This is a genomic window from Ureibacillus aquaedulcis (assembly GCF_030418165.1).
GTDB classification, from domain to species: Bacteria; Bacillota; Bacilli; order Bacillales_A; family Planococcaceae; genus Ureibacillus; species Ureibacillus aquaedulcis.
The window spans coordinates 232,495-255,495 of sequence record NZ_JAUHTQ010000003.1 but is presented as its reverse complement, the minus strand read 5'-3'; the positions used below and the strand labels follow the sequence as shown (position 1 = coordinate 255,495).

Genomic DNA, 23,001 nt, shown 5'->3' with positions numbered 1-23,001 from the left:
ATGTTTTATAATTAATTTTGTAAGGATGTGGTTATTTTGAATATTGCCCAAATAGAAGAATCGATAAATGGAATTGTCTTAAATAGTGATAAACAAGAGTTTATATATAATTTTTTACTAGCATATGGGTTACCAAAAGCCTCTATAACAAGGCTAAAAAAAGGAACATTAAATTTAGCTAAAAATCCGAATGAAGTTATTTGGAAAAAGAAATTATACTTTAAAAAAACAACTGATAAAGAATTATATGATGAATATGTTAAATTGGTTGAACTAAAAGATACATTTACTCATGAACCGCGTTTTATCATTATAACTAACTTTGAGAAAGTTCTTGCTAGAGATACAAAAACTTTAGATACACTTGATATTGATTTTAAAGATCTAGCCAAGCATTTTGACTTCTTTTTACCTTTTGCTGGTATGGAAAAAGCAGTGTATCAAATTGAGAATCCAGCAGATGTTAAAGCAGCAGAAAAAATGGCTAAATTATATGATCAAATAAAAGTAGATAACAAAATAACTAATAGTGAAAAAACACATGAGTTAAATGTTTTTTTAACAAGATTGTTGTTTTGCTTTTTTGCAGAAGATACTGATATTTTTTCAAAAGGGATTTTCACGAAATCAATTGAATCTCACACCCAAACAGATGGTAGTGACTTAAATGGTTATATTAATAGACTATTTAAAGTATTGAATTTACCAAATGAAAAGAGAATTAATTTACCAAGTTATTTAGTTGAATTTCCATATGTAAATGGAAAGCTATTTGAAGATGTTGAGATTACTTTTGAATTTAGTAGGAAATCAAGACAAGCAATATTAGAATGTGGTTCTTTAGATTGGTCATTAATTAACCCTGATATTTTTGGGTCTATGTTTCAAGGTGTAGTATCCCCAGAATATAGAGGAAGTATGGGTATGCATTATACATCTGTCCCCAACATTATGAAAGTTATTAGACCGTTATTTTTAGATGAATTATATGAAGAATTTGAAAAACGCAAAGGTAATGTAACATTACTAAATGAGCTTTTACATAGGCTTACTACTATTAAAATTTTTGATCCAGCATGTGGATCTGGAAACTTTTTAATTATATCATATAAAGAAATTAGACAACTCGAAATGCTTATCCTTGAAGAACTTAATAATATAGAGTCTACTTTATATCTTTCAACAATATCTCTAGATCATTTTTATGGAATAGAGAAAGATGATTTTGCCCATGAGATTGCAATCTTATCCTTATGGCTAGCCGAACATCAAATGAACAGAGAATTTTTAAATAAGTTTGGGAGAACAAATCCTACTCTTCCATTAAAAGCATCAGGCAATATTATAAGTGGAAATGCAGCCTTATTAGAATGGAATGATGTATGTCCTGAAAATAATCAAGAAGAGGTATATATATTAGGTAACCCTCCTTATTTAGGTGCCAGATTAATGAATTCAGAGCAAAAAAAGGAGATGGCAATAGCATTTAAGGGAACCGGTCTAAAATTTAAGGAACTCGACTATATTACAATTTGGTTTTATAAAGCAAGTATGTTTTCAAGAAATAGGAATTGTAAATTTGCTTTTGTTTCGACAAATTCCATAACGCAGGGTGAACAAGTTGCGTTAATTTGGCCATATATTTTTCAACAAGGTTTAGAAATCGGGTTTGCATTTAAATCTTTTAAGTGGACTAATAATGCTAAAGATAAAGCAGGAGTAACTTGTGTAATTATTGGTATTAGAAAATTATCAAGGGAGAAAAAATATATTTTTGATAATAATATTAAACTAGAAGTTAGTAATATATCTCCTTATTTATTTAATAGAGATAACACGGTAGTATATGGGTCAAATCAACAATTATGTGGTTTACCTAAAATGACATTTGGAAGTATGGCAAATGACTCAGGTTATCTTCTTTTAAATGAGAATGAATACAATGATTTAATAAATTCTAATATTGAAGCCGAAAAGTTTATTAAGAAATTTATGGGTGCCAACGAATTTATTAAAGGTATAAATAGATGGTGCCTCTGGATACGTGATAATGATTTAGATGAAGCTTTAAAAATTGAAAAGATAGCTACAAGAATCAATAATGTTAGAGCTTCAAGGAGTAATAGTAAGAGGGAAGCCACCAAAAAATTATCTAGTATTCCGCATAAGTTTGGAGAAATTAGATATCGAGAAACGGAAGCATTAATTATTCCAAGAGTATCCTCTGAAAAAAGACTATATATACCAATAGGGTTTTTAGACTCAGATACAATAATTTCAGATTCTGCATTAGCCATTTATAATGCTGAGCCGTGGCTTTTTAGTTTAATAACATCAAAAATGCATCATTGTTGGGTCAACTTAGTTGGAGGAAAATTAGAAACGAGGATTAGATATTCTATAGAAAACTGTTACAATACTTTTCCAATACCTAAATTAACTGATAATAAAAAGAAATTATTAAATGAAAAAGCATTTGAAATACTAGAAGTTCGTGAAAATTATACAGAAAAAACATTAGCTAAGCTATATGAAAATATGCCAGATGATCTTTTGAAAGTGCATTTAGAATTAGATTTATTAGTAGATTCAATTTACAAGAAACAAGGATTTAGTAGTGACGAAGAAAGGATGAATCATTTATTAGATTTATACATTCATTTCAAAAATAAAGAGGGGGTTATGTAATTGTTTAATTTAGTAGAAATTAAATATAATAGTAATTTACAATCGGGGACTTTGAATAGTTTTGGTATGCGTGAAATGCAGGCAAAAGCTTATGAAAAAAGAGGTTCACAGTATTTATTATTAAAAGCACCACCAGCATCTGGTAAATCTCGTGCATTAATGTTTATTGCGTTAGATAAATTATATAATCAGGGACTTAAAAAGGTTATTGTAGCAGTACCTGAGAGGTCTATTGGTAGTTCTTTTAAACAAACTAAATTAACGGAAAATGGCTTTTTTGCTGATTGGAACCCCTCTCCAGAGTATAATTTATGTACTCCGGGCGGGGATAAAAATAAAGTTACAGCTTTCAAGAGATTTCTTGAAAATGATGAGAAAATATTAATTTGTACACATGCTACGTTGAGGTTTGCATTTGAAGAAATAGAAACAGTAAAATTTAATAATATTTTACTTGCAATTGATGAATTTCATCATGTTTCAGCAAATTCAGATAATCGTCTAGGTGAAGTACTTAGAACATTAATTAATTATAATAGTACTCATATTGTTGCTATGACAGGATCTTATTTCCGTGGAGATAGTGTGCCAGTGTTACTGCCGGAAGATGAAGCGAAATTTGCAAAAGTTACCTATAATTATTACGAACAACTCAATGGTTATAAATATTTGAAATCATTAGGAATCGGATATCACTTTTATCAAAAGCGTTATACAAGTGCTATTATGGAAGTATTAGATACAGATAAAAAAACAATTCTTCATATACCTAATGTCAATTCGGGTGAATCTACAAAAGATAAGAATAATGAAGTAGACTTTATTTTAGATGAGATTGGTGATGTAACTTATCAAAATCCAGAGACAGGTATTATATACGTAAAACGTCATAATGATGGGAAAATTATCAAAGTAGCAGATTTAGTGGAAGACCGACCTAAAGAACGAGAAAAAGTTGTTAATTATCTTCGCTCAATTAAAGAGCCTGAAGATCTTGATTTAATTATCGCATTAGGTATGGCAAAAGAAGGATTCGACTGGCCATTTTGTGAACATGCACTAACTGTAGGTTATCGTGGTTCATTAACTGAAATCATTCAAATTATTGGAAGGTGTACCCGTGATAGTTTTAATAAAACACATGCACAATTCACAAATTTAATTGCTCAACCGGATGCTGAAGATGATTCAGTAAAAATATCTGTAAATAATATGCTTAAAGCAATTACAGCGTCTTTATTAATGGAACAAGTATTAGCGCCTAATTTTAAATTTAAGCCAAAAAAATCAGATGATGACATATCTGAACCCGGAGAGTTAAAGATTAAAGGATTTAAAGCACCTAGTACGCAGCGTGTTAAGGATATTATCGAATCTGATCTAAATGACCTGAAAGCTGCAATTCTTCAAGATGATCAGATGTTAAAGGCAATGCCAGGTAATATTGACCCTGAAGTTATAAATAAAGTATTAATACCCAAAATTATTCAAGTTAAGTATCCAGATTTAAATGATGAAGAAGTAGAGGAAGTAAGACAACATGTCGTTCTTGATTCAGTTGTTAAGAATAGTGAAATTAAAGAGTCTGGTGACAAACGTTTTATTATAATGGCAGATCGATTTGTAAATATTGATGATTTACATATTGATTTAATTGATAGAATTAATCCATTTCAACATGCGTTTGAAATTCTATCTAAATCAGTTACTGCACCTGTATTAAAGTTAATTCAAGAATCGATTGAAGCTACACGGATTCAAATGTCAGAGGAAGAAGTGCTAATTCTGTGGCCAAAGATAAATGAATTCGTAAAAACTCAGCAAAGACAACCAAGTTTGGAATCATCGGATCCTTTGGAAAGAAGAATGGCTGAAGCGATTATATATTTAAAGGATCAAAAAAGGAAGATGAAGAATGGAGAATAAACCTAAAAGTTTAGAAGATATTTTTGCGAGTGATGAGTTAGGTTTGCTTGATGTTAAAGATGCTCCTAAACCTATTACTGAGCATGAACGTCTGATTAATTCTTTCGAGGAAATAGTAGAGTTTTATAAAGAGAATAATAGACTACCTTTTGAAGGAAATAGTATAAAGGAAAGAAAGCTTTATTATCGATTGGAGAATATTAGAGAGAATGGAGAAAAGGTACAAGTCCTGGAGCCATACGATCAATTTGGGTGGTTAAATAAAATAGAGAAATCGACTCCACAAAAAGAGGATTTAAAAATTCCAGAGGTCAATTCTTTAAATGATATTTTAAGTTCAGACCCATTAGGTTTATTAGGTGGGAATCAAGAGTCTATTTTCACTATTAAGAACATCCCAGAAAAGAAAACTACAATGCCTGAATATATTGCTCGTAGAAAAAGGTGTAAAGACTTCAAATTATTTGAACCATTGCTTTTACAGTGTCAAAATGAACTTCGAAGGGGCAAGAGAAAAATAATCCCCTTCAGAAATGGAGATATAGAACAAGGGTCTTTTTTTGTACTGAAAGGTGTTCTTCTTTATGTAGCTGAAGTAGGTAAACTTAATATTGAAAAAGGAGTAGTAAACGCACGTTTAAGATGTATTTTTGAAAATGGTACAGAATCAGATATGCTATTACGATCTTTATCAGCAGAATTATACAAACATGGGAGACGTGTAACTGAACATGAGGATATAGAATTTGTTGATGTAAATGATGATGATGTAGGGACAGGATATATATACGTTTTACAGTCTTTAAGCAAAAATCCAGATATTTTCCAAATAAGTAATTTATATAAAATTGGTTTTACAAAAAATACTGTGGAGAATCGTATTAAAAATGCAGAGAAGGACCCAACGTTTTTAATGGCTCCAGTAAAAATAATAACAACTTTTGAATGTTATAACTTAAATACAAATAAACTTGAGCAATTATTACATCAATTCTTTGGAGCTGCTTGTCTAGATGTTACGATTTCAGATGGAAATGGAGTTATGCATAAGCCGCGCGAATGGTTTATTGCTCCGTTAGAAGTAATTGAACAGGTAATCTTACTAATCCAAAATAGACAAATTACTAATTTTCGATATGATTTATCTACACAGAGTACTGTACTAAGAAGGTAAATGTTTTACGTTCATAATATTGAAAAATAACTTTTTACTTTAGCTGTATTAGAAAAGTTAGTATAAAATTAATTACACAAGAGCGGTCTAAAGTGGTATTAACTTTAGAATGGAATTAAAACAAATTAAATTTTTGATTGTTCAAAAGTAAATTCCATGCCTGTTCAAAGTTATGGTTCTTAGAAATTTTTAAGCAAGTTTAAGCTTGAAAAAATAATAAATATAGAATACCTATGAAGCACCCCTATCGAACTTTAAATGAGGGTGCTTTTTTATTTGAAATAAATAAGTATATTCTTAACCTTATTAAGTAATTAGCACTATAATATTGTGGTTAATAAAGGTAATATTATAGTAGTTAAATATTTAACATAGAGTTTAAGTTTGGTTTGGAGGTAATGTTATGGTAACTGTAAATAATGTCGTACTTGAAGATGAAGAGCTAATGAGTTATAGAGATTCATTTTTATCATTTCAAAATATGTTGCTTAATGAGGAAAATTTTAACAATGATAATCTACAAGTACTTACTAATATATTAGCTTTTATGAAAGCGGGTACAAAGCCTAAAAGAAAGAAAAATTTTAAGGCATATTTTGAAAATATCGATATTAATAAAGCAAAAGATTTAACGGATTTATTACAAGAATTAAAGGTAGCTGTTGAATCAGGAGAATTAGAGTCTATTAATAAACAAAAGAATGAATTAATAACACAAGGAATGCTTTTAATTACTAAATCCTATTTAGAAATGTTCTCGTTGGGAAGGGACTCAAGAGAGGTGCAAGACACTAAAAATTTTGATACTACTGGTGAAGTTAATGTTCTCCATAATTATTCAAAATGGCTGTATGAGGAAGTAAATGATTTAGTTACTGAAATGGCCGATACATATCAAAATAGCTCTTTAAATCAAGATTTAGTTAGAAAATTTGTATATGAATTTAAAAGATTTCTTAATGGCAGATTGCTGTTGAAAATAATCGATATAGGTACAAAACAAATTATTGGAGTACCTATCCAATTAACAAAGTATGGATACAAAATACTGCCTCACCCTTTCTTAAAGTCTGAATGGGAGTTATCACGTCCAATTGAAACTTTAAATAATAAAGAACGAATAAAAGTTGGGGATATTATAGCGGTAAACTTTGCAGCAGTTCGTAATGAGCATTTTATTTCATCTTTGTTGTATGTAGATTTTGATGGTGCCGAAGTTGTACCTCAGACATTACATCAAGCACTATTAGAGTATGTAGATACAGAGTATATTGAAAAAGCTTATGAGGTATTCGAAGTAAAGAAACAAGATGATGAAATGATTAAGTCTTTATTAACAAAAAAATTATTAGATACAAGTGCAGAAGTACGACAACTATTATCGGATGACTTAAATCAATTAAATGAAATAAGAGAAGCAATTTCCAAGCAGAATGAAAAGATAACAGAGGCTGAAGAAACATTAGAAGAGAATCGTAAGGATTGGAATCGTATATTAAAACGAATAGATGAATTAGTTAAAATTGATGAGTTAGATGGGAGTATCAGACAAGTTGATAATAGCTTTGAAAAGTTAGAGTATATACCAGAACAATTTATTTCAAATCTGCAATCTTTGTTTTATCACAATGATAATCAACATTTGATATATAAGTTAGGGATTATTAAAAGCTTTGTTTATGCTTTGCAAGCAAATATATTAACTATCCTAGCGGGACCTTCAGGAACGGGCAAATCAAGTATTGTACATGCGTTTGCTAGTGCAGTTGAAAATGTAGAAGTACGTATGATCCCTGTTCAAACGAGTTGGACTGATACTCAAGATTTACTTGGCTACTTCCATCCAATGGACAAAGCATTTGTACCAACACCATTTATGGAGGCGTTGGCCGAAGCTGCAATGGAGGAAAATAAATCTAAGTTGTTCTTAATATGTTTAGACGAAATGAATTTAGCCCATATAGAATACTATTTTTCAGAAATATTAAGTGCGCGGGAAGAAAAAACACAATCGTTACGTTTATATCCCAAAAGACATTGGAATACTGCCAAAATAATTTTAACAGAAGGCACGGCAAGTTTAGAGAGACAACAAAATGCTAGAGAGTTAATAGATTTATATCCTCCGGTATTTAGAATTCCAGAAAACGTTCGTTTTATAGGTACGTTAAACATGGATCACACCGTAAAACCTCTTAGCCCAAAAGTCATCGATAGAAGTTTTATTATGGAAATTAATCACCTAACTTTTCAAGAAAAAGAAGATATAAAAAGTAATCTTCAAAAGTTAACAGGTAAGATAAAAATGAATTATGAATTATTCGAAGAATTTGTTTTAGATGCTGAATCGATAAGCGATGCTATTGAAAAAATAGAGGAAATTTCATTACTTTTCAAAGATTTCCCTAATGCTTCGCTAAATAGCCGTGGTTATAAACATATCCGAAATTTTTTAAGCTATACAAAAGACGAAATCGAAAAGAATGAAATGATTGATTTTATTATCTTAGGAAAAATTTTACCTAGAATCGAAATAAAAAGAATGGAAATCGATTCTAACTCTAATACCATTTTACAAAAACTACTACCATATCCATTATCGTATGAAAAGTTTAATAGAATGTTAAATACAAAGCACACTGTTAACTTCTGGTAGGTGATTAGATGAAACTTTTTCATGTTATTAAGAAAATAGACAAGTTAGAAATACATGATGAACTTCAATTTGATGGTAGAGAGTATTTCACATGTGAGTATAATCGGATAAAGAAAAAAATGACACAGATAGGTGTGTCTATTAATGAAGATACAAATCATGTTGTAGTAAAACAATTTGACCGTGAAGTAGCTAGATTAACATTAGATGTAAAAGAGGCTATTTGGTATCATGATCAAAAACAATGGATTGAAGATAATTATGACCAAACAACCGATAGTATATTTGGAATTAATGCAGGGGGAAGCTTTGAAGTATTGGCTTATAATGAAAAAGGTAAGCAGATAGCTAATGCAATAGTGAATATTACTCCGGGAACAATGTCCATTGAAGAATATAAACAAATGCAACAAGAAGTAAGAAGGCTATTTGAACTTTTTTCGTACGATTTGTCACAAGTAAATATAGATGAAGAGAACCTTTTAAAAAGGATTCAATTACCTTTTTATCCTCAACGACAATTTAAAGAACTATTAGACCAATTTGTTGATTGTGTAAATGAAATAGTAAAGACTCCTGAACAGGAATTAATAAGTATCGAGAAGAAAGTTAATTTACACCAAGTAAAAAAGTGGACACCTTCGATTATTATTGAAAATGCAATAAAACAAAATGGGAAAGTAACAGCACTTATAAGTGAAAAAACAACTGACATAAAAGAAAATCAAATGGTTAAGTTTATAATTGAAGAGTTTCAACGTAGGATTGAAATGGAATTGGCTGTTGAAAAAAGACATTTAGAGCTGTTGATTGATGAGTTGCAACAATTAGAAGAAGTAGAGAAAAAGGAACATTCAAACTTAGTAACAAATTTCCGTTTACTGAGAGACATTGTGAAATCTGACTGTGATAAGTTAGAAAAAAGAATAGATATTTGGATTAAAATGAGTAAGAAAATAGATGAGATATTAGAACTTTCATTTTTACAGTGTGATTCGGAAATAGTTGAAGAAACCCATCTTTTCAGAATGCATCCTTTTTATAGTGAAATATATGATATCTATACAAATTATGAAGAATTATCACCAATATTGTCTGATACATTTAGATTATTTATTCAATCTTTATTAAAATCACCTACTCTATATGAAATATGGATTTTATTAAAAATTATTCAGCATCTAAGCCAATGGGGATTAAACCCTTATGAATTTATTACAGATATTCAAGAAAAGCATTTAAACTCTAAATCTATTAGTGGATATAGAAAACAATTTAAATTAGCAAATAAACCTTTTGATATTGGTCTCTATTATGATTTTACGTTCGAAGAAACAGGATATCGACCTGACTTCGTTATTGGATTCTTCGATAAAGAGAATAAAAAATGGTATTTTCATACATTGGATGCTAAGTATAAATGCTATAGCAAAATGAAAAATGGTGAAAAGACTATACTTAGGGATTTAGAACACTCAGGCACTCGTTATTTAAATGAATTATTTAGTGGAAAAGTTGATTTACAATCTGCTACATTGGTTCATACGGATATCGAATCATTAAACTGGAATGTGAAACATGTAGAAGTGAATCCAAATCGTTTTCAACATAGAATAGCACATTTTTATTTAACCCCCTCCGAAAGTAAAAATTTAAACATTTATTTTAAAAGGCTATTGCATGAAAGTAGTCTATTTGAAAACTATTGTCCAAAATGCGGTGAAGTAGTTGAAGGGATTAAAGAAGAAAAAGATCCATACAGAGATAAACTGAGATGGAAAACGACTTATATTTGTGAAAAGTGTGAAGAAGTTTGGGTAGCTAATTTCTGTAGTACTTGTTCCTATAATGATAGGGGAATGAGACAAATAAAAAGAGATGGCAGGTATTATAGATATCCAAGACCTCTTTATAAATATCCAACTAATAATTATAATTCACAAGTGGGAGATAACTGGGATGTTCACTGTCCTACATGTTATAGAACTTCTAATCATTGGATAAATTACATTGCGCATGAAAATGTAATGAAGGGACCAGTCATTAAGAATTAACTCATAAGAATTATAAAATAGAGCTAATAATGCAATAAGCAAAATAACATCTGAACTAAAATAACTGAAACTGAAGCTATAAAAATAATCGGATGGTTTAAAGCTAATTAGTATAATAACTACTTATGAAACGCTATGCAAAAATGCGAGCGTTTTTTATTTACATGATAAGTTCACTTAAGAATTCGGGTTAATAATTATACCAATAGATCGATAGAAATCGTGTTTAGTTCTCCAAAATATTTATTACTTGTTTCATTTCTTAAAGGATGCTCTTCTGTATCATTATTTAATTTTTTTGAACCATTTCTCCCATAGCTCGTGAAACAACATATTCCGTTTAATCATCACTGCATAGCCAAAAGCGAGACCAACGATTGTATATGGATAAATAGGTTGCCCTGTGATTAGGTTGGCAATAACTAAGTACGTTAATGCTACCGGTAGGCAAATGCCTAGGATATTGGCATAAAGCATCAGTTTGTTAAAGTCCATTTATCTTACCCCCTGTTATCTTTATTTTAAAAGAGGATTCAAGTAAGTATTGCTTTTACTATATTTCTAAATACATTATAAGTAGTATTATGTGAAATCAAAACATGAAATCCATGAAAGGTCAGTTAGTGGTCATGAATGAGTTGTTTAGAGACATGAGAGAAATAGAAATCTATTCGGAATGAATTTTAACATTAATAAGAAAATCCAATTTGATGTTGTTAAAAAGAGCGAAAGTGTAAGATAAAATAATAGTATAAGATTATTTTTATCTACTTTTATTTAAACAAAAATAGAATAACAAGCCCTATTGGGTCTAAGAATATGATTAAAAATCATCGATAAGGATGTAATGACCAAAATAGTCATTCGCATTTTTGTCGATTTTTTTATAAATATAAATATTGGAGGAATTATTATGAATCAGTATTATGTCGTTATTAGAAAAAAAGAAAAAGATGAATTAAAGGATGGTGTCGGTGCATTATCATTGGAGGAAGCATTTGCAATTGCAAAAGTCAGTTATGGGGAAGGAATGCGAGAAAAAGAAGGACTATTTGTTTTCTCGGCGATAGAACCGATTACATTTGACAAGAATCATCGATTTATTAATAATAGCGACGGGAATATCAAAATTTGTATAAAGTTGTAAATGAATGAAAAAAAGGATGACTTCTGTTCAATACTAGCAGTAGTCATCTTTTTTTGCTTCCTATTTTAGTTACCACCAGTAGGAATTACTTTATTTCTTCAACGTTGCTTAATAATTTAAGGTGACGATGAAAAGGAACTATTACCAGATACTAAAACGAAGAACTTTTGGAATATTGGAGGTACTGGTGTGAGAATGGAAAAAAAAACCCGAAAAATTTATACAAGAAGACTACCGCCATGTAGGTGATGAATACGAAGTTTTATGTGAATGTTATTCCACAATGAAGCATGCGCGGTATGGATTTGACTATCAGCCACTTCGAAAGCGGAAAAATGACCGAAATACCCAATCAGTTTGTTAATTGATAATAGAATAAGCTTTACATATTAATCTTTGTTGTAAAAAGCAAAGGGTATTTTTTACTGTAATATGGTCGCTACATATGGTTTCTAATATTGGTATCTATAATAAATTTTTTGCTGAAAAGTCATGGAGATTTACTAAGGATAAAGGGGTTCTTAAAAGGTATCTACTAATAGTATCGATGAAAGGTTACTTTGATTTATGTAAGTAAGTCATTCTAAATGGAATGACTATTGGAGTAAAAAAGGTTTACCTTTATAGCTAAGAATGTTTACTTAATAAATTGACAAGTTTACGGTCTGCATTTTTAAGTGGTTGGATAAGAGGAATAATTCCTGTCTCTTTTATCCGTTTCATCACTGCATTATCTGCTTTAAAACGTTCGATGATATTTTTTGCCCTCTTGATTCCATCCCCGAATCGTGAACGAATGGAAAAGGATTTGTCTGCGATGATAAAGCACACATAGTGCTGCTCAGAAGGGTTGTTTTCAGCTAATATAGCATAATTAAATACCTTTTCAACTAATGTATCAATCTGCTCTGATCCAGTGTCTAATTCGATATTAATAAAGAGTTCTTTTTCCTTATTGGGTTTGAGTCGAATAATCCAATCAGGCTTAACAATCGTCATGGTTTTACCAGATTGCTGACTACTAGAGTGACTATGGCTCATATATTTGGCGACTTTTGAATGATAGGCACCTTTATTGTGTTGATGAAAATTTCTAATGTCTGGTATCCATTCTTCATAGGGAAAAGCTGAAGGGGGATGAGAGAAAAGGTTCATGTTGTATACCATACCGTACTTTCTCACTTTTCCATCAAGAGACATCAATATCTTTCGGTTTAATATAAATAAAATATTCAATGCAGCCTGCTGTGTAGCAAGATAATGAATTATATTTTTCTTCTGATTGAATTTATAAATCTTCTGCTTGTTGTAAGTAGGATCAAGTATTTTTTGCTCCATAAGTACATCAATTCCTTTACTCCCGATGCACACGTATTTAAAACGTTCTCCATCAAAACCATTGTTATAAAAATCACTTCGAATTAATTTATATTCTTCCCATTTCCGTAAGCGGTTTTTAAAACTATAATCTTTCATCTCCTGTTTAAACAAAATCGTGGACACTTGATAAAGCTGTTGAACGGTTAACATTCTCTGTTGCTCCAAAAATGCTAGAACATGAAGATCTATTGTAGATAGTTCTAACCGTTGTCTATTTCCTTTTCTTAATACAATTCTTTCCGTCATCTTGATTTCTCCTTTAATTGTGGTGGTAAAAATGCTTATTAAAAAATTGAACACCTTTTCAGACACTAAATTAGCTTTTATTGTCGGCTCATAAAAAGTTGAGTTAACCGTTGGTATGATTGCAAGTAATCCAATTTTCGAAGTAATAGGATTAAATCTACCCAATTATAAAGGATTAAGCTTATTACTTAGGTGTTCTATTAAACATTGTACCTTCCGATTATCATGTTTCTAGATAAGGTAAAAATTTCTTTGTATGAATAAGTGGTAACACTTCTAATTTAAATGATAGGGATTTTAAGATAAGCGTGGACAAGAGGCAACTAAACATGCTCAAGAAGTCCTGCTATACTGCGGTATACAATTAATCAATCTCGGTTTATCAAAGTAAATATAAAAAATTTTTCATTTACCTATTAAAACCGTAAAAAACCGAAGCTATACTATTTCAGAAGTTCGATAAACCAAAATAAACGGAAGGAGTATCCAACATGAACCCGGATGAAGTAATTGAAAAATTAAATACTGAGAAAATCGATGTTGCTGAGTTTAGCATTCAATGTGGATTATCTGATAGGACTTTAGGAAATAGACTTGCCGAATTTGATTACAAACAAGATGAAAATGGAGTTTGGTATTATTCAGGTGATTCAGAGGAAAGAAATGTAGAGATTGATATTACTAGAAAGGGAAGGGTGAGTAAGCCACAAAAGAAAAAGGTGAGAAATAAAAAGACAACAGAGCAAGCAGATGTTATCACTAGACAAGATGTCGATTTATTTACAGCTATCATGCAAATGCCGATGAGTGAATCGGTCACACGAGCATATAAGACTGATAAAAAGATTGATGCGAAGTTTAAACAGATTGCTTCAGAAACAAAGTTACAAATTAATTTATTACACTCTCTTGCACTTTTTGAATTCGTAGAGAAGTATGAACCTATTATTGCAAAGTTAAAAGGTCAATCATCATCAGAAGAAAATGGATAAGTCAAATCCCCACCCTTTATGTTAAAGCTGAAAGGGTGGGGAAATTGATATCCTAAAAGTGTTCTGGTAAGCAAATATCATTCACTTAGAGGGAACTATTAGATTATGAATTTAATTAAGATAAAAATGGAATCTGGTGGTTATTTTGGGAATCCAGAAATTGAATGACTTCAATTTGATATCACTCAAAAAAATATATATAGAATATCAAGAAAAAACAGACGTTAATCTAAACAAGAACTGTATAAGTAATATTTTCCAGTTAGGAAGTAGTTAATTTGTAGCAAAAGGAAGGAAGCATCTATGAATAATATGGAATCTAATTTAAACGACTTACCTTTTAATGTATGGGAAGAAGGTGAGAAGAAGGAAATCCTCAATCTCGAAGGGTTTGAATACAACGCTTTTACTGAGAAGGATGATAATCAGCAAGGAAATGTTCTTTCGATTGAAAATTTGAATGTTAGAAAAAAAATGAAAAAAGCATCAGTCAGTGAAGAAGTAAAAGCACTGGCTAATGAATTAGAAATAAAACTTAATAAAGATAAAAATAAAAAAAGCATCGGCTCCGACCCCGACGCTTTCGATGAAAATGAATTCATTAAATCCAAATCTCCAATTAAATATGAAGAAAACTTTATTTACATCACTGAATATATCGGTGATATTAAAATGAAAACTCGATTAAGTAACTTTATTATAAATCCATTATACACAATTAATAGTGAAGATGAAAACACATTGTATTACGTTCGTATTCAAAATAGCCGTACATCTAAAAGTTTAACAGTTGATGGTGAAACACTTTCGAATAACCGTCTATTCAAATCATTTTGTCGTTCGAAAGGTAATTTTAACTGGTTGGGAACTCAAAAAAATTTAGACCTATTAAATGATTACCTAATCAGCTCATTCGATTGTCCAGAAGTACAAGAATCAAATTACATGGGTTTTCAAATTGATTTAGAGAGCTATAATCCAGAAGATCCTGAAAAGATAGAAGATAATGTTTGGTTGTTTCCAACTCACGCATTTTACAATGGAGAACTCCTTTATCCTGATTCAGATGGTATCATTCATACACCAAAGAAAAACTATTTACTTAACCGTAAAAACTTTTCTGCATTCAATATGAGCGTTGCCCCTGTTCAAATGACACCAAATAAAGAGGAAGTACTAACTGTTCTTAGCAATCTCTACGAGCTTTATAGCAATTATCTTTGGCTAGGCATTGGGTATATGACCGCTTCATTACAAGTAAGTACGATTGCTAAATACTCAAATCAATTCCCATACTTCTACCCTGCTGGTGTTCGACATACAGGGAAAACAGATTATCTAAACTTTATGTATAAATTTGCAGGTATTAACGCTGAATTGAACGTACCACCAGAGCGTTTAGATGTATTTAGAAAGCACTTAGCTTATTACTCGCACTTACCGTATGGTTATGACGAAGCACAAGATGAAAATAATTATAAGGCAACAAGTTTCTTTGAGAGGTTTAAAGCTGAATTGAAAACACTATTTAACCGTAAAGAAATTCAGCGTGGTGACAAAGATCCGAACAAAATTCACCGTTTTCCAATTCGTACAGTATTAACTTTTAGTGGAGAAGTACCAACTTCTGAAAGTGCTATCCGTTCAAGAACTGTATTTGTAGAATCCTCAAAATTCTATCACGATATGGAAACTTATGATGAAGTTATCCAAAATGAAGAGATTATTCATTGGATGGGCCAATATATGATGCGTACTTCTCACGGGTGGAGAGGGGAAATTGTGAATTACTATCACGATTATCTGGATATGATGAAAGCTGAATTATTCAAGCCAATCCTTTCACGTGTTAAAAAGAATTATGCCATTATTTTAGCTGGAGCAACAGTATTCATGAATCAAATGGACCGCAAATTTAATACAAAATTCAACACACCATATACGATTAAATCATTACTTGATTTCGTTTATAATGAAATGGTTCGTTCTCAAGAAGCGGTTGAAGAAAGTCAAAATTGCGTTACATTCTTATCTCAAGTCGCTCATCTTGCAAACACAGGAATGTTAAGAAAAAATATTCATTATAAAGTTGATGAAGATGAAAATTCCAATCCCCAAACATTGTATTTGGCCCATAGTGCAGCATGGAATGCTTTACAAGATTCGCGGTTACCAACAACCTATAATGCTACAAATCAGATTACGAGCGAACTTGAACAGTTCTCATTCTTCGTTAAATCAGAGAAAAAACATTTTCAGAAAAAAATCGGTGGTAAGAATTATCGGGTATGGGTTTTTAACTTGCAAGACAGTCAAATTCCAGAGTTCTTCCAACATTTTTCTGATCCACAATATCTTATTGATAAAAACAACGGCCCTTATTAAAGGGCTGTTGTTTTGTGTTTTTATTAGATGTTTAAATCTTTGAAGGTATTAAAATACGTGAAAATCCGAATACTTTCCGACCTTTCTTAAAATGTTGTTGGAAAACAAAATCTTCATCTAAGAAAGAATAAGACATCTTTTTATTAGTAAATAGTAGTATCTCGTCAGAATAATGTTTCTTGATGAAATTTAGATTGAATTAATTTTCTTTGCTCATAGTTTCAAGAGTCTAAGTGTCGAACCTAGCCGCATCAAAGGGTAACATAATCTCTGTCGAATGTAACTCAAGGTAACAAACCTTCGCTACCGCGCAAAGGATTGGTACGACTGGGTTTCTAACAAAAAGTATCAAAGTAACATAATTTGCAGTCCTCAGCACTAATTAACTTTTATTTAAAGTGAAAGTAAAAATGATTTTATATATTTATACTCTCTAATATTTTGTTACTTTGTTACCTTTATATAAATATAATTATTAAAAAACCTTATATATCAACTTTATATAAATATAAATATTAAAAAACCTTATATATCAACGTATTTCGAGTGTTTTTCGGAGTAACAAGTTTTAATATTTCATGCTACCTAACTGCTACCTTGCTACTTTTTGCTACCGCTTTTTTACCCTCCTTCTCAATTCGCTAATTGATTCAAAGAAGAGTAGATGAGACTACGAATATATTGAAGTTTATTCCTTTTTTTAGGAGGTTAATAAGTGTAATAAAATCGTATTAAAAAATAAGGAAATGCTACAAATGACTTTAATTGAAAGAGGTTATTCCCAGAGGTCTTTTTCGAAAAGTTTGGGGATGAGTGAAAACTATCTGAATCAAATAATGAATTGATAAAGAATCCAAGTCCAGCGGTCGCTAATAAAATTCTCATTAAAATAAAGCTCAATTTTAATGATGTATTTGAACTTAGGAAATAAAAAACGAATGAAAAATTAATCTAATCCTTCAAATTCTTAAAAGGGTGGATATTCCAGTAGTGTTGAATATGAAATTTCATTGAAAGAAAAGATTATAAATTGTGGAAAGCCTCGTGGACAAATATAATCTCTATGGTTTTTTTTTCCTTTTCGGTATTAAAATAATAATTCACGCCAATAATATAGAAAACATTAGTGGTGGTGGAATTTTGGTATTAGTTACACATTATGGCTTAATAAATTGGACTGAATCAAATAAAGAATACTATAAATCACTTGGCTATAACTATACAAATTTAGGTGATTGTTTCGAAGTTGCGAAACAACATCTTACGCATGATCAATCAATACATCCCAAGCTATATCCAACAAAGTGGATTGGTAGAAAAGAATATAATAATTACTATATAGAAAAGGGTTATACCTTTACAAAAACTAAGGATGAGTTTTTAGTAAGTCCTTGTGACTTACTTCCAAACTCAAGAATTAAGGTGCTATGTATTTGCGATTTATGTAATAAAGCATTTAAGTGTGGCCACTATCTGCATTATCAGAGGAAGATTAACAATAAGCCTGATGCTTGTGATAAATGTAAACTAACTGAAAAAGTTAATTGCATTGATTATCTAAATAAACTAAAGAAGGCATATGATGAGGGGATATTTGTAATTGAAGGTGATTCTATAACAGTGAAGGTTATGTCTGGTTATGTTAAGATGACCCCAAACAGGAACAAACAAATATACTTACCATCACTCAATAAAAGCAGGATATCTAAAGAAATTTTATTATTTATATCTAAGTTAGAAATTGAAGTGATTACCGAAGAAGTCTTAGCAATTTATTGGTACGAAAATAAATTGCCTAATGTGAAAATGAATGGCTTTTGGTCGTTGGTCCAATGTAAAGCGTGTATTCGTTTAATTAAAGGGAAAGGTGAGTCACTATCAACATTAAATATTAGAAAGAAATATAACGACTTATACACAGCAATAACACACCAAATGTCATATTATAACTTTCTACTTTTCTGTGGAGAGGATCCAACAGATTATTATTATGGTTTTGAAACAACGGAGGATAGAAGGCTATTAGGTATTTATGTTGAGCATAGTATAAGGAAAATGATAAAAGACCATAGCAACTATTTTGAATTTCAAAAAAAAGACCGGAATAATCGACTGGACATAGTAAATAAAATTGATAAAAGTGTAACTGAATTTAAACTAAGTATCAATACTAAATTGAACAAGGAAAAAACCAAATATAAAGAATATAATTTATGTATTATTTTCTTAATGGGAGAAGAAACATTTATTGAAGTAACTCCAGAAGGTTTTAAAAAAATGAGTATCTTCCAATGGATTGATCTCAATGAAGAATATCTAATAAATAAGGATTTGTTGATTGGAAAAATGAGGGAATTTAAAACTATAATTTTAGATCCTATAACTGTTTCTAAAGAAATTCATAATTATTATTCAAAGCTTTGTGCAAAGGTCTTTGATTTGAGTAAAAACGGTGAATCACAAGAAGCAATTTCCAAAAAGTTAGACCTTAGTAGAAGGCAAATAGGGAGAATTTTGAACAATCAGACTTTAAAAGCATATGTCGATAATAATTTAAGTATAGATTATAAAGAGTTGAAAAAGAAAGAAAGAGATAAGAAGGATGTGCGAAACAAAGTAATTATTGAACTATATAACAATGGCATTAAAATAAGAGAAATACAAAAACAATTATCTGAAAGATATGGGTCCATTTCAATATATAGAATTGAACAAATCATATATAAAAGTAAGGTAAATAAAGGTACAAATAAGGGGGAAATTATAGCTACTGATTTGGATGGGAATGTTTTGGGTATTTTTTCTACTTCTGTTGAAGCAGCTAGAGAACTTAATTTACCAAGCCATCGAAATATTTGTACAGTTCTTAGGAGTGAGAAACGACATTATAAAAAGATTAAGTTTAGCTATGCCTAGAATTTTCACCGATAATAAGATTGGGAGTTGAAGTTTTTTCTCTTATTTCTGTTTTCTTGTATTCCAATATTCTTCATAATAAAAGAATAATAAGGTTTTATAAAATGTCAAAGTCCTTTAACAATAAGGATATTGGCATTTTCCTATAGTCATCTAACCACATTACTACTCTAATTTGTTAGTTCAGTTCTATTTTTATAATTCAAAATTATTTAGATGGAGAATTGTATACTTACAAATAATGATTTAATTACTCAAAATAATTACAAGTGTAATATGTCTACACAAGTATTTGTTACATTTAATCTAATTTAAACCATACCTTACCAAATTAACGGTTAATTGGTATTATAATATTAATGGAAATAAGAAATATAAGGGGGTTAATAGATGTATTATCCAAACAATATTGAAGATATATGTTACGAAGAAAGTCATATTGAGCAGGTTACAAATCAAATAAAGTCGCAATTCTATGATTACTTTGATTTATTTATTCAATCAGAAGCAGGAACAACTTTATCAGAGAATCAAGTAAGAAAACTTGCTGAAAAGTTTGGTAGTGACGGCATTGTTAAAGCACGAAAAAAAGATATAGGAATAGTTTTGAAAAGAGTGATTGCTGAGGGTATTGAAAAATTTGAAAAAGACCGTAATTCGTATACTGAGTTATTAGATGAAGAAGCATTAGAAGAATATGAAGATAATCCAGCAGGGTTTAAAAGTGCTTTAAGTAAAGATTGCCCTATTATTCGCGGAACATTAAATAGTCCCGCTAAGGAACTAGATAAATATAAATATGAATTTAGAATATCAAATCCTAATGAATTGCTAACAGTTAGTCAGAATCTAGCAACATTTGCAAATAGCTATGCTGAAGAATGTGAAGGTTTTGAGTATGATTCAATAGAAACGCTCGAAGATTTGGGGTTTGAATCATTAGACACAGAAGATTATTCAGTTTTTGGTGTAATTGGTGGTGGTATTAAAAGCCAATTTGTATTTAAATTACAACCAGCGTATTTTCCATATCGTTCAAAAGAAGCTATATGGGCGTTTTGGTATCTGACTAATAAAAAGACTTTTGGATGTGAAGAAGGTTCACAATTTTTAATGATTAATGTAGAGAAAAGCCTAACCAACCAAAACTATTTTTATCCTTATGAATTATTTAGTTTTTATGCTTATCAAGTATATCTTCTATTAAAAAAAGAGGCAGAGAAAAATAGTGTTTACATACCAGAAATGTATCGATATGTTTTAGTGGATCAGTTCTTGTCGTTTATTGCAAAAAAACATGAAGAAGATATTAAATTTATCTCAAGTAGTTCGGAGGATAAATCATATTCATGGATATAAATAATCTATTTAGGAATTCTTTCCCCAATCTGCCATTTGAATTAACGGAATTGCAGGAAAAGGTAGTACAGCAAGTCCTAACCAAAAAGAACACGCTCTGTATTTTGCCAACAGGTGGAGGGAAATCCTTAACTTATTGGCTATCTGGAATAGGTCTTGGTGGAATTACTATTGTTATTTCCCCTCTAACAGCTCTTATTGATGAACAAGCTGCAAAACTAGAAGGGCATGGGTACGATGTTTTGACTTTACATGCGGGTATTGATGCAAAGAAACAAGTAAAATTATTAAAAGATTTTTACAACGGAAAACTAAATCCTAATTTTATCTTTGCGAGTCCTGAAAGAATATCTACTGATGGTTTATTTGAATATTGTATAAAAGCTAGAAAAGAAGAAATAAAATTGATAGCAGTAGATGAAGTTCATTGTGTATCACAGTGGGGGCATAGTTTCCGACCCTTCTATAAACATATTCCGACATTTTTAAATAATGTATATGGTGAAGGTTGGCCGGTTGTACTTGGTTTATCCGCAACTCTGAATAGAAAGGAGATTGCAGACATCTGTGAGTCTTTTAAAATAAAAGATACTGGTGTAATTAAAAGTGAACTGCTTGTTCGTTCAGAGATAGAATTAAAAACTTTAAAATTTATTAAAGAAGATGAAAAGTTAGAAAAGTTATGGCAGTTACTTAAAATTCATAAAAATGAAAAGACTCTTGTATATGTTTATAGAGTACACGGTAAGAACAGCACAGAAGATTTAGCTAAAGTAGCACTAGATAAAGGTTTGAAAGCGGTACATTTTCATGGAGAAATGTCCTCGAAGGAAAAACAGGATATTATTGATCGGTTTAAAAATAACGAATTAGATATTGTATTTGCAACAAATGCTTTTGGAATGGGTATAGACATCCCTGATATTAGAGTAGTGGTACATTTTATGATTCCAGAATCCATAGCACAGTATTATCAGGAAGTAGGACGAGCTTCTCGCGACAAAAAGGCTTCAACTGCTTATTTATTATATTCAAATAAGAATATTGAAGTAAAAAAGTCACACTTTATTGATAAATCATTCCCTACTCAAGACGAACTGAAAAATACCTTTTCAAAAATGACTTCTAATAAAAAAGGTTATAAAACCCTTCCTTATTTTGATGATGAAGAAATTCAAAAGTGCTTACCGTATTTTGTTGATAATGGTGTTATTGAAATAGTAGCAAAAAGTATCATGAAACTTGATGTCTTTTCTAACGTAACAGACTCAGGGTTAGTAGAGCTACTTTCTTTAACGAAAACTAAGAATGTTATTACCACTATGAAAAAAAGTGGAAAGTCTGCACAAGAAATTAGTAATACTATTTTTAATGCAATTGTGACCGATGAAGTAAAGCTAGAAAAAAGTCTAGGAAAGTGTCTAATAATAAATAGTCACTTAGATGAACTGGATGAACAGACCCTAGAAAAACTAGTACAGTATGGGGAAGAGAAAAAAGAATTTAAACATGCTCATCTAGACTACTTTGTTCATATTCTTGAAAACTGTGAGAATTCAAAAGAATTACACCAAGAGATAGGTAGACATCTGGGGGTACCGAAGTTTTTACTAAGTCGTATTTATGCAACAACCAAGGGGGATCTTGTCCGCTCAAAATCTGAGGTTATTATTGCGAATTTATTGCAACATCATAGTATTCAATATGAATATGAAAAGGAATTGAACTATGACGGTAATAAAAAATTATCTCCAGATTTCACCCTCACTGTTAATGGTAACAAATATTATTGGGAACATCTAGGGATGATAGGAAAGAATGATTACGATGCACGTTGGTTAGAGAAACAAGCAATTTATGAGGAATATTATCCGAATCAGCTATTGATTACCTATGAGAACCCAGCTTTGACAAAATCTGCGGAGAATTTATTAAACTGTTTATTCATAAAACCATAATTAAATTTTGGTAGAAGAAATTAATATGGTGTATATTACTCTACTATGCATGTAGATTGTCATACTTGGTGTTAATCCTAAATACCTTTCATAGCGGAAGGAGCAGATAATTTTTGTGCT

13 protein-coding genes are annotated in these 23,001 nt (G+C 30.5%); 11 read left to right on the top strand and 2 right to left on the bottom strand.

Annotation, left to right across the window (positions count from 1 at the left end; all coding sequences use genetic code 11):
* The first annotated feature begins 36 nt into the window (after positions 1-36).
* The 5 genes from QYB95_RS06035 to QYB95_RS06015 all read left to right on the top strand — a co-directional run bounded on the left by QYB95_RS06035 (position 37) and on the right by QYB95_RS06015 (position 10,498).
* Complete coding sequence (locus QYB95_RS06035; RefSeq protein ID WP_301137390.1) at positions 37-2,688, top strand: class I SAM-dependent DNA methyltransferase; 2,652 nt, start codon at positions 37-39, stop codon at positions 2,686-2,688.
* Positions 2,689-4,614, top strand: coding sequence for a DEAD/DEAH box helicase (locus QYB95_RS06030; RefSeq protein ID WP_301137382.1), 1,926 nt, complete (start codon positions 2,689-2,691; stop codon positions 4,612-4,614). It abuts the gene before it with no gap.
* Positions 4,604-5,788, top strand: coding sequence for a GIY-YIG nuclease family protein (locus QYB95_RS06025; RefSeq protein WP_301137381.1), 1,185 nt, complete (start codon positions 4,604-4,606; stop codon positions 5,786-5,788). Before QYB95_RS06030 ends, QYB95_RS06025 begins: the two co-directional genes overlap by 11 nt.
* A 403-nt stretch (positions 5,789-6,191) precedes the next feature.
* Positions 6,192-8,444 (top strand): AAA family ATPase, encoded by a 2,253-nt coding sequence (locus tag QYB95_RS06020; RefSeq protein WP_301137379.1) that lies wholly within the window; start codon positions 6,192-6,194, stop codon positions 8,442-8,444.
* 8 nt (positions 8,445-8,452) lie between these two features.
* Positions 8,453-10,498 carry a nuclease domain-containing protein gene (locus QYB95_RS06015; protein ID WP_301137378.1) on the top strand — a complete coding sequence of 682 codons (2,046 nt, stop codon included), beginning with the start codon at positions 8,453-8,455 and terminating at the stop codon, positions 10,496-10,498.
* A gap of 285 nt (positions 10,499-10,783) precedes the next feature.
* Here QYB95_RS06015 and QYB95_RS06010 read toward each other — a convergent pair whose 3' ends face one another.
* A complete protein-coding gene (locus QYB95_RS06010; protein WP_301137377.1) occupies positions 10,784-10,993 on the bottom strand; it encodes a hypothetical protein in 210 nt (69 codons plus the stop codon).
* A gap of 418 nt (positions 10,994-11,411) precedes the next feature.
* Between QYB95_RS06010 and QYB95_RS06005 the strand changes: the two genes are divergently transcribed.
* Positions 11,412-11,645, top strand: a complete 234-nt coding sequence (locus tag QYB95_RS06005; RefSeq protein WP_301137376.1) for a hypothetical protein — start codon at positions 11,412-11,414, stop codon at positions 11,643-11,645.
* A 627-nt stretch (positions 11,646-12,272) separates the two neighbouring features.
* On the opposite strand, the gene QYB95_RS06000 is transcribed toward QYB95_RS06005, so the two are convergent.
* Positions 12,273-13,271 (bottom strand): replication-relaxation family protein, encoded by a 999-nt coding sequence (locus QYB95_RS06000; protein WP_301137375.1) that lies wholly within the window; start codon positions 13,269-13,271, stop codon positions 12,273-12,275.
* A gap of 491 nt (positions 13,272-13,762) precedes the next feature.
* Here QYB95_RS06000 and QYB95_RS05995 point away from each other — a divergent pair, with 491 nt between their 5' ends.
* From QYB95_RS05995 to QYB95_RS05975, 5 genes are all read left to right on the top strand, one after another.
* Positions 13,763-14,263, top strand: coding sequence for a hypothetical protein (locus tag QYB95_RS05995; RefSeq protein ID WP_301137374.1), 501 nt, complete (start codon positions 13,763-13,765; stop codon positions 14,261-14,263).
* A gap of 303 nt (positions 14,264-14,566) precedes the next feature.
* Positions 14,567-16,648, top strand: coding sequence for a hypothetical protein (locus QYB95_RS05990; protein WP_301137373.1), 2,082 nt, complete (start codon positions 14,567-14,569; stop codon positions 16,646-16,648).
* A 1,044-nt stretch (positions 16,649-17,692) separates the two neighbouring features.
* Positions 17,693-19,564, top strand: a complete 1,872-nt coding sequence (locus tag QYB95_RS05985; RefSeq protein WP_301137372.1) for a hypothetical protein — start codon at positions 17,693-17,695, stop codon at positions 19,562-19,564.
* A 390-nt stretch (positions 19,565-19,954) separates the two neighbouring features.
* Positions 19,955-20,923 (top strand): hypothetical protein, encoded by a 969-nt coding sequence (locus QYB95_RS05980; RefSeq protein WP_301137371.1) that lies wholly within the window; start codon positions 19,955-19,957, stop codon positions 20,921-20,923.
* Positions 20,914-22,881 (top strand): RecQ family ATP-dependent DNA helicase, encoded by a 1,968-nt coding sequence (locus tag QYB95_RS05975; protein WP_301137370.1) that lies wholly within the window; start codon positions 20,914-20,916, stop codon positions 22,879-22,881. Before QYB95_RS05980 ends, QYB95_RS05975 begins: the two co-directional genes overlap by 10 nt.
* The last annotated feature ends 120 nt before the right edge of the window (positions 22,882-23,001 follow it).

Bases quoted from the DNA above. Each gene is read 5' to 3' on its own strand.
- QYB95_RS06025 (WP_301137381.1), top strand. From the start codon at position 4,604: ATGGAGAATAAACCTAAAAGTTTAGAAGATATTTTTGCGAGTGATGAG.
- QYB95_RS06020 (WP_301137379.1), top strand. From the start codon at position 6,192: ATGGTAACTGTAAATAATGTCGTACTTGAAGATGAAGAGCTAATGAGT.
- QYB95_RS06015 (WP_301137378.1), top strand. From the start codon at position 8,453: ATGAAACTTTTTCATGTTATTAAGAAAATAGACAAGTTAGAAATACAT.
- QYB95_RS06010 (WP_301137377.1), bottom strand. From the start codon at position 10,993: ATGGACTTTAACAAACTGATGCTTTATGCCAATATCCTAGGCATTTGC.
- QYB95_RS06005 (WP_301137376.1), top strand. From the start codon at position 11,412: ATGAATCAGTATTATGTCGTTATTAGAAAAAAAGAAAAAGATGAATTA.
- QYB95_RS06000 (WP_301137375.1), bottom strand. From the start codon at position 13,271: ATGACGGAAAGAATTGTATTAAGAAAAGGAAATAGACAACGGTTAGAA.
- QYB95_RS05995 (WP_301137374.1), top strand. From the start codon at position 13,763: ATGAACCCGGATGAAGTAATTGAAAAATTAAATACTGAGAAAATCGAT.
- QYB95_RS05990 (WP_301137373.1), top strand. From the start codon at position 14,567: ATGAATAATATGGAATCTAATTTAAACGACTTACCTTTTAATGTATGG.
- QYB95_RS05980 (WP_301137371.1), top strand. From the start codon at position 19,955: ATGTATTATCCAAACAATATTGAAGATATATGTTACGAAGAAAGTCAT.
- QYB95_RS05975 (WP_301137370.1), top strand. From the start codon at position 20,914: ATGGATATAAATAATCTATTTAGGAATTCTTTCCCCAATCTGCCATTT.